This window comes from Paenibacillus sp. 19GGS1-52, from assembly GCF_022369515.1.
In the GTDB taxonomy this organism is placed as follows: domain Bacteria; phylum Bacillota; class Bacilli; order Paenibacillales; family Paenibacillaceae; genus Paenibacillus_AQ.
In genome coordinates, this window is record NZ_CP059724.1 from 3,385,612 (window position 1) to 3,399,986 (window position 14,375).

The 14,375-nt window shown below is 44.8% G+C and carries 15 protein-coding genes and 2 riboswitches; of the genes, 14 read left to right on the top strand and 1 reads right to left on the bottom strand.

The genetic code is table 11. The features are described 5' to 3' along the window. Positions 1 to 34: 34 nt before the first annotated feature. From H1230_RS15895 to murB, 9 genes are all read left to right on the top strand, one after another. Positions 35 to 790, top strand: a complete 756-nt coding sequence (locus H1230_RS15895; RefSeq protein ID WP_239716925.1) for a DsbA family protein — start codon at positions 35 to 37, stop codon at positions 788 to 790. After that, positions 787 to 1,251, top strand: a complete 465-nt coding sequence (locus H1230_RS15900) for a disulfide oxidoreductase (protein WP_239716927.1) — start codon at positions 787 to 789, stop codon at positions 1,249 to 1,251. Before H1230_RS15895 ends, H1230_RS15900 begins: the two co-directional genes overlap by 4 nt. A gap of 198 nt (positions 1,252 to 1,449) precedes the next feature. After that, positions 1,450 to 1,608: riboswitch (cyclic di-AMP (ydaO/yuaA leader) on the top strand. A 123-nt stretch (positions 1,609 to 1,731) separates the two neighbouring features. After that, positions 1,732 to 3,549, top strand: a complete 1,818-nt coding sequence (locus H1230_RS15905) for an APC family permease (RefSeq protein WP_239716929.1) — start codon at positions 1,732 to 1,734, stop codon at positions 3,547 to 3,549. 285 nt (positions 3,550 to 3,834) lie between these two features. Continuing rightward, on the top strand, positions 3,835 to 4,860 hold the full coding sequence (locus tag H1230_RS15910) for an iron-hydroxamate ABC transporter substrate-binding protein (protein ID WP_239716931.1): 1,026 nt from the start codon (positions 3,835 to 3,837) through the stop codon (positions 4,858 to 4,860). Positions 4,861 to 5,171: 311 nt separating this feature from the next. Next, the gene (locus H1230_RS15915; protein WP_239716933.1) at positions 5,172 to 6,233 is read left to right on the top strand and encodes a FecCD family ABC transporter permease; all 1,062 of its coding nucleotides are present in this window, start codon (positions 5,172 to 5,174) and stop codon (positions 6,231 to 6,233) included. After that, positions 6,230 to 7,264, top strand: a complete 1,035-nt coding sequence (locus H1230_RS15920; RefSeq protein ID WP_239716935.1) for a FecCD family ABC transporter permease — start codon at positions 6,230 to 6,232, stop codon at positions 7,262 to 7,264. The genes H1230_RS15915 and H1230_RS15920 overlap by 4 nt, the downstream gene beginning before the upstream one ends. Positions 7,265 to 7,318: 54 nt before the next feature. Further along, complete coding sequence (locus H1230_RS15925; protein WP_239716937.1) at positions 7,319 to 8,125, top strand: ABC transporter ATP-binding protein; 807 nt, start codon at positions 7,319 to 7,321, stop codon at positions 8,123 to 8,125. A gap of 46 nt (positions 8,126 to 8,171) precedes the next feature. Beyond that, entirely contained in the window at positions 8,172 to 8,981 is an 810-nt protein-coding gene (locus tag H1230_RS15930) for a (2Fe-2S)-binding protein (protein WP_239716939.1), read from the top strand. A gap of 271 nt (positions 8,982 to 9,252) precedes the next feature. After that, complete coding sequence (gene murB, locus H1230_RS15935) at positions 9,253 to 10,164, top strand: UDP-N-acetylmuramate dehydrogenase (protein WP_239716941.1); 912 nt, start codon at positions 9,253 to 9,255, stop codon at positions 10,162 to 10,164. Between the two features lie 62 nt (positions 10,165 to 10,226). Here murB and ymzB read toward each other — a convergent pair whose 3' ends face one another. After that, a complete protein-coding gene (gene ymzB, locus H1230_RS15940) occupies positions 10,227 to 10,562 on the bottom strand; it encodes a protein YmzB (protein WP_239716943.1) in 336 nt (111 codons plus the stop codon). Positions 10,563 to 11,007: 445 nt separating this feature from the next. Further along, a riboswitch (PreQ1 riboswitch) is annotated at positions 11,008 to 11,051 on the top strand. Between the two features lie 207 nt (positions 11,052 to 11,258). Between ymzB and queF the strand changes: the two genes are divergently transcribed. The 5 genes from queF (at position 11,259) to H1230_RS15965 (ending at position 14,341) form a co-directional block, all read left to right on the top strand. Further along, positions 11,259 to 11,759: a preQ(1) synthase gene (gene queF, locus H1230_RS15945; protein ID WP_154119587.1), complete on the top strand. Its 501-nt coding sequence runs from the start codon at positions 11,259 to 11,261 to the stop codon at positions 11,757 to 11,759. A 29-nt stretch (positions 11,760 to 11,788) separates the two neighbouring features. Then, entirely contained in the window at positions 11,789 to 12,454 is a 666-nt protein-coding gene (queC, locus tag H1230_RS15950) for a 7-cyano-7-deazaguanine synthase QueC (protein ID WP_239716945.1), read from the top strand. Further along, positions 12,455 to 12,937: a 6-pyruvoyl trahydropterin synthase family protein gene (locus H1230_RS15955; protein ID WP_239716947.1), complete on the top strand. Its 483-nt coding sequence runs from the start codon at positions 12,455 to 12,457 to the stop codon at positions 12,935 to 12,937. It begins immediately after the preceding gene. Then, complete coding sequence (gene queE / locus H1230_RS15960; protein ID WP_239716949.1) at positions 12,930 to 13,652, top strand: 7-carboxy-7-deazaguanine synthase QueE; 723 nt, start codon at positions 12,930 to 12,932, stop codon at positions 13,650 to 13,652. Before H1230_RS15955 ends, queE begins: the two co-directional genes overlap by 8 nt. A gap of 164 nt (positions 13,653 to 13,816) precedes the next feature. Beyond that, a complete protein-coding gene (locus H1230_RS15965; RefSeq protein ID WP_239716950.1) occupies positions 13,817 to 14,341 on the top strand; it encodes a cysteine hydrolase family protein in 525 nt (174 codons plus the stop codon). Positions 14,342 to 14,375: the final 34 nt, after the last annotated feature.

Genomic DNA, 14,375 nt, shown 5'->3' on the forward strand with positions numbered 1-14,375 from the left:
CGCCCGTCCTGCATAGGACAGAAAGGAATTTTCCTTGAGCAAACCTAAAAAACACAGCCCCCCGATTCCTCAATTGAGTAAACAGGAGAAGAACCGGAAAGAACAGGAACAGCAGAAGCAAAAAACAAGGATCCTTATTGTTAGCGCAGTGGCTTTAGTGGTCGTTATATTTGTGGTCTTATTTATGATTGCTTCTAAGGATACTTCTTCAAAGGCGGCTACTGCAGAACCAGTCAGCTTCAATTACAGTGATCTCCCTAGACTCGGTGAAGAAGATGCTCCGGTGAAAATTGTAGAATTTGGAGACTTCAAATGTCCAGCATGTGCACAATTTTCTGGTGTAATTAAACCGCAAATTGTTCAAGAGTATGTAGACAAGGGTAAAGCTGCCTTATACTTTGTGAATATGGCCTTTATCGGGCCGGATTCGGAGACAGCATCGTTAGCTGCATTATCTGTATATCATCAAAGTAATGATGAATTCTGGAAGTACTATGACGCTATTTATGCAAACCAAGGCAAGGAAGATATAGAGTGGGCAACCGCTGATTTCCTTGTTAGCTTAGCAGAGAAGCAAAAGCTAACGATTGATTATGATCTTTTGCGTAAGGACATTGAAAATCGTACGTATGCGGATGAATTGAACAGAGATATTAAGGTGGCAAGTGACACTTCCGTCACCAATACGCCGACCCTCTTTATTAATGGAGTTAAATCAGAGACACCGTTTAATATTGAGGCTATTTCTGCAGACATTGATGCCGCAACTAAAGTGGTGGAAGTAAAGTGACGAGATTCTCTTCTTTTTGCCGTCGTAACTGTCTCTATCTGGCCTGGTTCGTTTCTTTAATTGCTGTTGCGGGCAGCCTCTACTTGAGTGAGGTCCTGAAATACGAGCCCTGCAAGCTCTGCTGGTTCCAGCGTATCTTTATGTATCCACAGCTAATACTGCTTGGAATTGCTACCTTTCGAGGAGATAAAAAGATTATTCCTTATGTGTTGCCTCTAAGTTTGATTGGTGGGAGTATCTCTATATATCATTATGCAGAGCAAAAGATTCCTGCACTCAGCAAAATAATACCTTGTACGATCGGAGTACCCTGCAATAAGGATTATTTGAATTTTTTCGGCTTCATTACAATCCCCTTGCTAGCTTTGATTGCCTTCGTGTTGATTGCTGTTTTACTGTGGACTGGACGTGAGAGTAATGAAGCGGAGACAGAAGAAGAGGTTGAAATCTCAACATACTAAGTATTGCTTGACGAACTGTCACATATATTAGAAAAAAAATCATAAACACGCGGGACATTGGGATAATAGAAGCTAATGAAAGAAAGTGCTGTGTCAGATCTCATATTTGCGCAATTTGGATGTTTTTTCATTATTTTTTCATTTCTTTCACGACTTTACTGTAAGGTCTTTGTAGACTATTATTAGACCTTGTGAGAAGTTGAATATGCGCTGAATTTTCCGAAGGAAAAACGGGGGAACCAAACTTGACCCTTAGGGTCAAAGGGGTGAATCGGAACAGGTCAACATGACTGAACTGTAGGGCTTTCCACAGCCCGAATCCGCCAGCTAACCTCGTAAGCAAAGGTGGGATAATGACCATGCATAAGCATGCGGATCATTTCCGTATGCTTATTTTTGTGCCTACATTTATGAAATCCACCAAGAAAACGGCGCACGGTAATACCGTTTCAACTCACAAAGAGAGGAACTGTTTCTACAATGGTAAGCAAGGTAAAACGACTATTGATCGGGCGTCCGATGAAGTCGAACGAACTCGATCATGAAAAGTTATCCAAGGTGAAAGCACTGGCTGTTCTGTCTTCAGATGCGCTATCGTCTGTGGCCTACGGAACGGAACAAATTTTGATTGTGCTGGTGGCAGCAGGATTCACAGCCATTTGGTACTCATTGCCAATTGCACTAGCCGTATTGGGTCTGCTGGCCATACTTATTTTTTCATACAAGCAGACAATCTTTGCTTATCCTCAAGGCGGTGGTGCCTACATCGTAGCTAAAAGTAATCTGGGCATTTCGACAGGTCTCTTAGCGGGCGGTTCCCTGCTTGTAGATTACATCCTAACAGTCGCGGTAAGCGCCTCGGCCGGAACAGATGCGATTACATCGGCCTTTCCAAATCTTCATAATCATTCTGTTCTGATCGCAGTAACCGTTATTTTTCTACTAACTATAGTCAACTTACGCGGAGTGACAGAATCAGCTTCATTTATTGCCATTCCGGTTTATTTGTTTGTCGTCTCCATTTTTGTGCTAATTATTAGTGGATTTATTAAATATGCTACAGGCGGTGCTCATGCCAATATTCCAGAGATGGGTACTGTAGTGTCTAATGTCAGCCTGTTTCTATTGCTTAAAGCTTTTAGCTCCGGTTGTTCAGCACTGACTGGGGTAGAGGCTGTATCGAATGCCATCCCAAATTTCAAAGCCCCTGCGGATAAAAATGCAGCCAAGACGTTGATGATGATGGGAATTATCTTGGGTTCTATGTTTACAGGGATTACACTCTTGGCTTACTGGTATGGAATTATGCCGGACGAGAAAGCTACCGTTATTTCTCAAATTGCTGAATCAACCTTTGGACGTGGCGGATTATACTTTTTCATTCAAGGCATCACCGCGGTAATCTTGTTCTTGGCCGCAAATACAGCTTACTCTGCCTTTCCGTTACTTGCCTTTATGTTCGCAAAAGACAAATACCTGCCGCATGCTTTTATGGTTCGCGGTGACCGCCTAGGCTTTTCCAATGGTATAATTTTTCTCGGTGTGTTGTCAGCCGTGCTTGTAGCTGCATTTCACGGAGATACAGGGGGATTGATTCCTTTGTATGCTGTTGGGGTTTTTATTCCATTCACGTTATCACAACTGGGTATGATGGTGCACTGGTTTAAGTTGAAGCCACAGGGTTGGCATGGGAAGTTCGCCGTCAATACTGTAGGCATGTTGACCACCTTAACGATTACTCTAATTTTTATCATCACTAAATTCACGAGTATATGGATGATTTTTCTTTTCCTACCTGCAGTTATGTTCGTATTTTATCGGATTCATCAACATTATTTGAATACTGCTGACCAGCTTCGTATTTGCATGGATACAGAAAAACCTTGCATCAAGGGAAGCACAGTTGTTGTTCCAGTATCAGGTGTAACAAGAGCCGTGCTGCACTCACTCAGTTATGCCAAATCGCTAACAGATAATGTAGTTGCTGTTTATGTAGGTTTTGATGAAGAAGATATTCAAAAGATGGAGCTTAAGTGGAAGGAATGGGACCCAGGTGTACGTCTGATTGTTCTTCGTTCCCGTTACCGCAGCGTTATCCGTCCGCTGATAAAGTTTATTGATACAGTAGAATGGAAGACAGCTACAACAGATCATATTACGATCCTGATCCCGCAGTTTATTACAAAGCACTGGTGGCAAGCTATATTGCATAATCAGACGAGTATCTTCATCCGCACTTATCTTATGAATCAAAAAGATATTGTTGTGGCAACAGTTCCTTATCATCTAAACAAATAAGCTTGTTTACCCGAGCGGTTAGTTCCAGAAGTAATGGAACTAGCCGCTTTTTGCGTATGATTAGGGTCGTAAGAGCTGTTATTCTATTTTTCCAACTTACCCAATTTGCTTACGCTTACATTAGTTTATTTAGTTAACTTTCAGTTGAGAAAAGAAAGTAATTATTCACATATTTAAATATTTATGTTGACATAGAGAATGAGAATCAATATCATTTAAGGAAGTGAGGCGAAGGCAAATACACCTTTGACCAACAATGCAGATACATAATAGGAGGGTATTTTAATGTTTTCGTTTAAGAAAAAGAAATTGGGAAGCATGAAACTAGCAATTTGCGGACTAATGGTGATGGTATTGTTCTTATCCGCCTGCGGTAATAATAATGCTGGAAATTCAGCAAATAGTGGAGCAGAGGTTTCTGCAGCGCCTACAGCAGAGGCTACAACAGCCCCAGCAGAAACAAAAGCACCAGCTGTAGAGAAGACTGTAACGGACTCCATGGGACATAAGGTTATTATTCCAGCTAATCCACAACGGGTTCTGGGATCGTATCTGGAAGATTACTTGGTAACACTCGGTGTGACACCGGTAGCGCAATGGTCAGTTCCTAACGGTATCCAGGATTATTTAGCTGCTGATTTAAAGGATGTCCCAAAGATCAGCTACGATCTTCCTTTGGAAGCAGTAACGAGCTTTACCCCCGATTTAATTCTCATTCAATCGGAGTCTGAAGTTCAAAACGGACTGTACGATCAATTGAACAAAATTGCCCCTACGTATGTAGTGGGAGATGCACTTAGCAAGGACTGGCGTAAAGCGCTGCTCACAATCGGCGAGATTCTGAATAAGACTCCAGAGGCAGAGCAGGCCATTAAAGATTACGATCAGAAGGCAGCCGACGCAAAAGAAAAGCTTTCTGGAGCAATTGGTAAAGAATCCGCAGCAATTCTCTGGCTTGTGCAGAAAAACTTCTATATTGTAGATGAAACCCGCAGCAGTGGCGCGGTGTTGTATACAGATCTTGGGGTAACGCTTCCTAACCTTGTAACAGAAATTCCTGAAGGAACAAGAGCTACCTGGAATCCTATTTCTCTAGAAAAACTCGCTGAGTTGACAGCAGATCATATCTTCCTGGTGAATAGTGATAAGACAGAAGGAGCGGCTATTCTGGATAGTGCAATCTGGAAGGGCATTCCAGCCGTCAAAGCTGGCAATGTACATGAGCTTAGCTCAACAAGCAGTTGGCTTTACAGCGGTGCCACTGCAGGCTCCCAGACTATAGACGATGTATTGGCCAGTCTAGTGAAATAAGAAATACTCGTTCTTACAGCCGGATGTGACTAGTTCATGACGGGTACAAGATGTGTGCAGATTAGTGTATCTCCGGATACACTGACCTGCACCTTTTTTTGAAATATAAGAATTTATATGTTTCACGCCATTATTTATCCTTATATTTCTCGAAGAAACGGGCGCTGTCCATGTAAAGGACGGCGAAGCCGTTTCATCTTGAAAGATAAGAAATTCTGCGCCTCCATTGTACATAATAGATATTTTTGCGATAATGAGAATGATAGTTGTTATCAATTGGAAGTTTGTAACTCATTATAAGGAGACGACTCATGGTCCCATCCCCAGAATCAACACACAAAATTAAGAAAACTGTAGTAAACAAGCCTTTAAGATCACATCCAGTGGCGGCAATGAGCATCCTTGTACTCGGTCTTGTCGCCATCGTCTTTGGTCTCGCGCTCTCCGTCTCTGTTGGTGCAGCAGATATTAAGCTGGCAACCGTATGGGAAGCTGTATTTCGCTTTAATCCTCAGCTACAGCAGCATCAAGTGATTAGAGAATTGCGAATTCCACGCGCTTTAGCAGGGGCTCTAGTTGGCGCTTGCTTTGCTGTAGCAGGGGCTATTATGCAGGGGATGACCCGTAACCCACTTGCCGATTCTGGTCTGCTAGGTTTGAATGCTGGAGCAGGGGTAGCGTTGGCCGTCGCTTTTGCTTTTGCACCGTCGCTTTCTTTTATTTATCTCATGCTATACTGCTTTATCGGCGCTGCTACAGCGGCCCTGATCGTCTTCGGAATCGGATCACTATCCTATAATGGTCTCACACCTTTACGTCTGACACTTGCCGGCGCTGCAGTTAGTGCGTTGCTGCTTGCTATTAGTCAGGGTGTAGCGATTCTCTTCAATCTTTCACAGGACGTAGCTTTTTGGTTAGCCGGTGGAATGGGAGGGACAACCTGGATTCAGTTAAAGATAATGTTTCCATTTGTTGCGGTGGCTCTTATCGCTGCAATGATGTTATCACGTTCCATTACACTGCTTAGCTTAGGAAGGGATGTGGCAGCTGGGCTGGGGCAGCGAACACGGCTGGTACAAACCGCCGGAATGGTTATTGTCGTCATTCTTGCCGGAACTGCAGTATCTGTAGTGGGGCCGGTTGCTTTTATAGGACTCATTATTCCGCATGTGGTGCGTTACCTGGTCGGAGTTGACTATCGCTGGATCATTCCTTGCTCAGCAGTTCTCGGCAGCTTGTTAATTGTATTTGCAGATATTGCTGCCAGAATGATTAATGCACCGTATGAAACACCCTTAGGAGCTTTAATCGCGTTGATCGGCGTTCCCTTTTTTATTTATTTAGCGAGTAAACGCAAGGGAGAGCTATCATGAGCAAAATAGTACTCTCTCCATATGAAAGGCAGCGCCGAACTCGAGGAATTACCGTGTTGTCGTCGCTTGGAATCCTAATCATAGCCGTTTTTATCATCAGTATGAATACCGGGTTTATGCGATTGTCACCGCTGGATGTATTACATACTTTAACAGGCGAAGGAACTCATCAGCAGAAGCTTATTCTTTTTGATTTCCGGCTGCCGAGAATAGTGATTTCGTTACTGGTAGGGGCGGGCTTTGCAGTGTCCGGCTGTATCCTGCAAAGCCTGTCGCGCAATGCTCTCGCTGAGCCTGGAACATTGGGAATAAACGCCGGAGCAGGATTTGCTGTAATTATCTATATCTCATTCTTTCCAGCGTCAACAGCAGGTTCTGTATTCTTACTGCCATTATTGGCCTTAGCGGGTGCGGGCCTTACGGCAACTCTCATTTATTTCCTGTCCTACCGGAAGGAAGACGGACTGTCGCCCACAAGACTTATTCTTATCGGGATTGCGGTATCCGCCGGAATCTACGCTTTTCAGCTAATCTTGTCACTCCGACTTGATCCGCGAAATTACCAGTTTGTTGCTACTTGGATTGCCGGCAAGATTTGGGGCGGAGACTGGAGATTCGTACTTGCTCTGCTGCCGTGGTTGTTAATTCTGCTTCCATTCTCCTTCTACAAGGCCCGGGTGCTTAATGTGCTGAATCTGGGGGATCAGACCTCGGCAGGACTCGGAACACCAGTAGAGAAAGAACGGATACTGCTCTTAGCAGCGGCAGTCGCGCTTGCAGGCTCCTGCGTAGCCGTAAGCGGAGGAATTGGCTTCGTAGGCTTGATTGCACCGCATCTGGCACGCAGGCTGGTAGGTCCGCGGCATCAAGTATTGCTGCCGTCCTGTGCCTTGATCGGCGCTTTGCTGCTGCTTACGGCTGATACGATTGGACGTTGGGTCCTGCAGCCTGCAGAAATACCAACAGGCATTGTAGTAGCAATCATCGGAGCACCTTACTTTCTTTACCTATTGGCCAAATCCAAGGCCTAGCAGCAGCTATATCAGAGGAGTGCAAGCTCCATAAAACTTTTGAGGAGTGAAGTTATGTCGGAACGATTGAATACAGAAGAGTTGAGTATTGGTTACGCGGAAGCCATGATTGTCAAAGGCCTTAATCTCACCCTTCCTACAGGGAAAATAACGGCACTTGTTGGTGCTAACGGCTCTGGGAAATCGACCATTCTCAAAACGATGGCACGGATCATGAAGCCAAAGAGTGGTACTGTCATGCTGGATGGGAAATCGATCCATACACTATCTACAAAAGAGGTGGCTCGACAATTGGCGATTTTGCCGCAGAATCCCACGGCTCCTGATGGCCTGACTGTTTCTGAGCTGGTCAGCTACGGCCGCTACCCGCATCAAAAAGGCTTCGGTACGATGACTCCGGAGGATCGAAATATCATCGCTTCTGCAATCACCGTTACCGGCATGGATGAATTCCAAGATCGTCCGATTGACCGCCTCTCCGGAGGGCAGCGGCAGCGTGCTTGGATAGCTATGGCTCTGGCCCAGCAGACTGATATTTTGTTTCTGGACGAGCCGACTACATTTCTGGATATGGCTCATCAGCTGGAAGTGCTTCAACTGCTGCAAAAGCTGAATGAAGAGGAAGGCCGTACGATTATTATGGTTGTTCATGATTTGAATCACGCTTCCCGCTACGCGCAACATATGGTAGCGATCAAATCAGGCAATGTCATTAGTGAAGGCTCACCTGTTGAAGTAATGACTCCAGCGGTATTGCGCGAAGTATTCGGGATCGAAGCTGATATTATTCCTGATCCGCGTACAGGAGTTCCGCTCTGCCTGCCTTATGAGCTTGCGGCCTATAAAGCTGTAGGAATGTAGCTTAAGCTCTGACAGCCGCAATAGCATGAAGACCGGAGGGCCTTAGATGAATGAAACACAACTGAAAGATTTAAGCTCTAAATTTGATCTACATACTACTCCACCTGAGGGAACCCTGCATTCTTTCGTGGCTCTAGAGCTGACAAATGAAGAGAATATGAGAGCTTTTGTGGGGACTTATCGACCCTTGATGAAGGCTTTGGATGATCGAGCAGTTGCGGCTTATTTTGCCAATTGGTTATCCACGTTAGCGCTTGCGGTGCAATACTCTCTGACTTTCTATCTATCTGTTCCGGTTATAAATTTGTCAAATCTACAAATTCATCTTATACCTGCTAATGGTTACTGCCGGGTTGCCTTTTCTTTGAAGGGCTGGCGGATGACTGAAGCTCCTATTGATGAGGTGGGTCGTGAAGCGTGGAGAGATGAAGTTCTTGTCCTTTTTTACCGTGATACGATGGCACCTTTATTGAATAAAATGGCTGAGGTTGGCGGGTTGCCGATGAGTGAAGTATGGGGTCAGTTACCGACAAAGTTCAATTATTATATTGAGATTCTGGCAAAAGAAATGGGTGACCCTTCTTTGGTCCACCGTTTATATCAAGATTATCAGTATCTCGTCAAAGATGTGCCAGCTGAAGTATTCGGGATCTCAAGAAATCCCTTTCAGGTACTTGTGCGCACAATCGAAGATATCGCTGATCCTGATAAAAATGTACAGATGCGCAACCGCTGCTGCCTGTACTACCGCACAGATGGGGGAAGCTATTGTTACACTTGTCCCCGTCTGAAAGAGGAAGAGAGAGCCGCTCGTAGAACGAATTACCGCGAACAGACAGCTTCGGCTAAAGAATAGGTTTAATTTAAGCAGAAGCTTTATAATAATAATTGAATTTCAACAACGAACAGGCTCCCGCCATTGACAAGGGAGCCTGTTCGTTGTTAAAGTTGTGGTTGCCTACAACTGATTTAAGCTGTGATAATTGCAGACGTATATGCTTCATATAGATTATATAAGGTAAGATCAAAGGAAGAAGTAGAGTATGGATTATAGTCTGTAATCATTATTGTTGATAAGATAAGGCAGTCAAGAATAGTATTTTCACATCATTAAAGGAGCATGAAAGATGAATATTAGCACAGTTCAAAATGATCTACAGCACATTGTTACTGCGGGAACCGTGAAGATTCATGAAGCTCTTAAGGATCACGTGTTTACCAAAATGGGTGGGCAGGCTGATATACTGGTAACTCCCGCCACATATGAAGAATTGCAACAGGTTGTTACATATGCCCATCAACATCTCATTCCGCTTACGGTTCTTGGAAATGGTTCGAATGTGATTATTCGGGATGGGGGCATACGCGGAATCGTTCTGCAAACCTCTGATTTAATGGAGATGGGGATACGCGGAGATTACCTGTATGCCCAGAGCGGTGCTACAATTATTGATGTCTCGCGTTATGCATTGGAGCAGGAGTTATCAGGGCTTGAGTTTGCCTGTGGTATCCCTGGAACTGTGGGAGGCGCTCTGTACATGAATGCAGGTGCCTATGGTGGTGAAGTCAAGGATGTTCTGCATAGTGCGCTGGCTATTAACAAAGCAGGTCAAATAGTCACGCTTCAAGGTGACGAGCTGCAGTGGGGGTATAGACAAAGTGTATTTGCCAGCGGGGAGTTTATTGTCCTAGAAGCCCGGTTTGTCTTGAAGCCTGCTACGGCGGTAGGCATTAAGTCCACAATGGATGATTTGACCTACAAGCGCGAATCGAAGCAACCCCTGGAATATCCCTCCTGTGGGAGTGTCTTTAAACGACCGCCAGGGCGGTACGCAGGTCAATTAATTCAGGAAAGCGGTTTGCAAGGGACAAGAATGGGCGGAGCAGAAGTATCGAAGAAACATGCTGGATTTATCGTTAATACGGATAACGCAACAGCCAGCGATTATATTGGACTTATCCAGCATGTAAGAGCAATAGTGAAGGATAAATTTGGTATTGAGCTGGAGACCGAAGTAGAAATTATTGGCGAAGAGTAAATAAGCGAGGCTACAGGTAACTCCACACCTGCGGCCTCGCTTATTTTTTTATGCTTTGAAAGTTACGTTAATGAGAGGGCATATTTAGCTCTATCAGTCTTTAACTCGACTTTATCCTTACGGATGCTCTCAATATGCAGTCCTGCGACGGCAATTTCGTAATTGTGCTGTGGTAGTGGCACTAACTCATTATCCCCATTCAGTGTACTACCTGAACCTCTTAAGATCAGCGCACTGCCAAGATATTCATCGATAACAGCCTCTGCATTCCGATAATCAACAGACTCTAGGTTAAAATGGATAGTATCCAGGTCGTCGAGCTCCTGCTTTTCAAGTACAACGGTTTCGTTCACATGGTCATTAAGCCAATCCAAAAGTTGCTGTTCGATCTGTTCCATATCGTGATCCCATCCTTCAAGGAGATAAGTAGCTTTAAGTTACCTTACCCCTTTACGTGAAATTGAATCCATATTATTGCAGTGATGATTCACTATACTCAGGAATTTGCTTGAAGTGAGGTCATTTTCATCTATAGGTAAAGGTGGTTTATCCAAGATGACCAGGATCATTCAACCTACGGAAGGTAAAATAATAATTAATGGCATGAATATTTTATTGCATAAATAGAATTATACCCCCAATTGGCGTTATTTTTGAGCTTCCGATCCTAATACCTCTGTGGATTGCCGGTCTTTCATTATGGATCGCTAGGATCGGTGAAGATTAAGCAAGATGATTCCAGAGGCTTAAGCTTGTCATGAGCCCTTCCGCCATGGTATAGTTCAAGACGCAATAGCTTTATTTTAAACATACAGAAGTAAGAAGATTTCTGCGTGAAGTGACGCAGGAGAGGTTCGCAAACTCCCTCTATAAAAAACTAAGACCGCTATTTTGCTATAGGGGAGTCTCCGGTATGGGGATTCCGAGAAGTAGAGGCATTACGCCTTTGCTTTATTTCCTATTTCGCTGCATCTAAATAAAATGCCGACCTTATAGGACGGTACTGCGGTTTTTAGTAGAGTCAGGTTTTCGAAATCTCGTTCTTCTTTCCAGTTCCGGCGATTAGCCGAAGGAAAAGAGAGGGGTTTTTTGTCATGTCAGATGGAAGATTAAAAGAGGAAATGCCAGAAGTTACTTTACTGGGCAACCAGGGAACGTCATACAAGTTCGGTTATGATCCAGAGATTCTGGAAGTGTTCGATAATAAGCACCCCGGTCGGGATTATTTTGTTAAATTTAACTGCCCTGAATTCACAAGTCTGTGCCCTGTAACCGGTCAACCGGATTTTGGTACCATGTATATTTCGTATATTCCGGAGCAAAAAATGGTGGAATCCAAATCGCTGAAGCTCTATCTGTTCAGTTTCCGCAACCATGGCGACTTTCATGAGGATTGTGTCAACATCATTATGAATGATCTGATTGCTCTAATGGAACCGCGTTATATTGAAGTATGGGGAAAATTCACACCACGAGGCGGCATTTCGATTGATCCTTATTGTAATTGGGGACGACCTGGAACAAAGTATGAGTCGATGGCGGAGCATCGCTTGATCAATCATGACCTGTATCCGGAAAAAGTCGGCAATCGCTAATTCCCAAGAAATGAGAAGGAGATAATCTAATGATGAACAAAAAAGCACTCGTCGTATTCAGCGGCGGACAAGATAGCACAACCTGTTTAATCTGGGCGCTGCAGCAATTTGAGGAAGTTCAGGTAGTGACCTTTAATTATAACCAGCGTCATGCCGCTGAGATCGAAGTGGCCACTGAGATTGCCGCGAAGTTTAACGTGAAGCAGCATATTCTGGATTTGGCTCTGCTTAATCAACTGGCACCGAACGCGTTAACCCGTGATGATATAGAGATTGCCGCAGGCGAAGGGGACGAGCTTCCCAGCACGTTCGTGGATGGACGCAACCTCTTGTTTTTATCCTTTGCGGCCATTCTAGCTAAACAGCTGGGTTATGCTCATATTGTGACGGGGGTATGCCAAACAGATTTCAGTGGTTATCCGGATTGCCGCGATGTATTTGTAAAGTCACTGAATGTTACGCTGAACCTGTCCATGGACTATGAGTTCGCAATTCATACCCCACTGATGTGGCTGGATAAAAAAGAAACATGGAAAATGGCCGATGAACTAGGCTATTTTGATTATGTCCGTGAGCATACCTTGACCTGTTATAACGGAATCATTGGCAGCGGCTGTGGAACCTGTCCGGCCTGTCTGCTGCGCAGCAGAGGCCTCGAGCAGTATGAGGCGGAAAGAAAGAAGGTTAGCTCTTAAATGCTTAATGAGGTTTCAGTATGTAAAATCTTCACCTTTGATTCCGCGCATCAGTTGGTCGGACATAAGGGCAAATGCAGCAATCTGCACGGCCACACCTATAAACTAGAACTTGTTCTGAAGGGCATCCCCCTGGTGGAGGAAGGCCATTCCGATGAAGGTTTTGTCATTGATTTCGGTGATATCAAAAATAGTGTCCAGCAGAGTCTAATTGACCACCTAGATCACGCATTTCTGGCCATGGGCAATGAACCTGTACTGGAAACTTTAATGAATACAGGCTCGAAGGTAGCATTGCTGTCGTTTCGTACTACGGTAGAGAATATGTCCTGTTATATCGCTAATAACCTGAAGCAAGCCGGATTGCCGCTGTATTCTGTGAAGCTATGGGAGACGCCAACCTCGTGGGCAGAAGTCCTGGCTGCGGACATTCCAGATGAGGGGCCTTCCTACCGCCTGTATGGAGGCTGTGATTGTGAGTAAGATTCCCGTAATTGAAATGTTCGGGCCGACCATTCAGGGCGAAGGCGCAGTAATCGGAGTGAAGACAATGTTTGTCCGTACCTACGGCTGTGATTATCACTGCAGCTGGTGTGATTCTGCTTTTACCTGGGATGGTTCAGCGAAGGCTAAAGTACGGATGCTGGAACCAGCTGAGATTATGGCGGAGCTGCTGGAGCTTGCTGGGGACAACTTTAACTGTGTGACCATTTCTGGAGGCAACCCAGCTTTAATTGGCGAGGGTATGGGGGAGTTTATAAGCATGCTTCACGCTCGAGGTCTTCAAGCCGCCATTGAAACGCAAGGCAGCAGATGGCAGGAATGGTTCTATGAGGTTGACGTTCTGACGATCAGCCCCAAACCTCCAAGCTCGGGAATGTCGACGAATTGGGATGTGCTGGACAGCATCATGAATAAGCTAAGCGCGCGCAACAAAGCCACCCAAAGCTTGAAGGTCGTTGTATTCGATGATATGGATTATGAGTATGCCAAAAGCATACACCAGAGGTATCCCTTAGTACCGCTCTTTCTCCAGCCTGGTAATGAAGATGTCACAGAAGAGGGTGATATCTCGGGTAGGTTGCTGGAAAGGCTGGAGTGGTTATTCAATAAAGTTATAGTTGATAAAGAGATGAATCTGGCGCGTGTGCTTCCACAACTGCACGCACTGATCTGGCATAATAAAAGAGGCAAGTAAGTTATTCAGAAACAGGTACTATCCATATATGGATGGTACCTGTTTCTGCTTGTTCAGACAAACGCAGAAGACAGATCAAATTTTCAAATGACCAGCAAACCCACATTCTGCTATAATCTTCTTTATGGAAATATTTATAGATGACTGAGAGGGGGATTTAATTAATGAGTGGAAAAACTGCACTATTACTTATTGACGTACAGGAGGCGATGTTCTCCTATCCTGATCTTAAGCTGCATGATGAGGAAGGCGTGATGGTACGAATAGTTTCGCTTCTGAATAAGGCTCGGTCGGCAGGTACGCCAGTTGTTTATATTCAGCATACAGAAGATGAGGAGTATACCAAAGGTTTAGCCACCTGGCAGATTAGCAGCCGCATCACTCCGCTGGAAGGGGATCTGATTATTGAGAAGCCGACCTGGGATGCCTTTCACCGCACGGCACTGCATGAGGAGCTGCAGCGGCTGGGTATTACGGATCTCGTGATAGCCGGGATGCAGAGTGAGTTCTGTCTTGATACCACCACCCGACGCGCGTACAGTCTCGGTTACACATGTGTATTGGTTAAGGATGCGCACAGCACTTTTGATAATGCGAACTTAACGGGTGGAGACATTGTGAAACATCATAATGCGGTGTTGGGAGGGAGATTTGCGGCATTGCTTGCGGAGAGTGAGGTGTCCTTCTAATTGAATATGGTAACAGGGTATATGAATAGCAGTT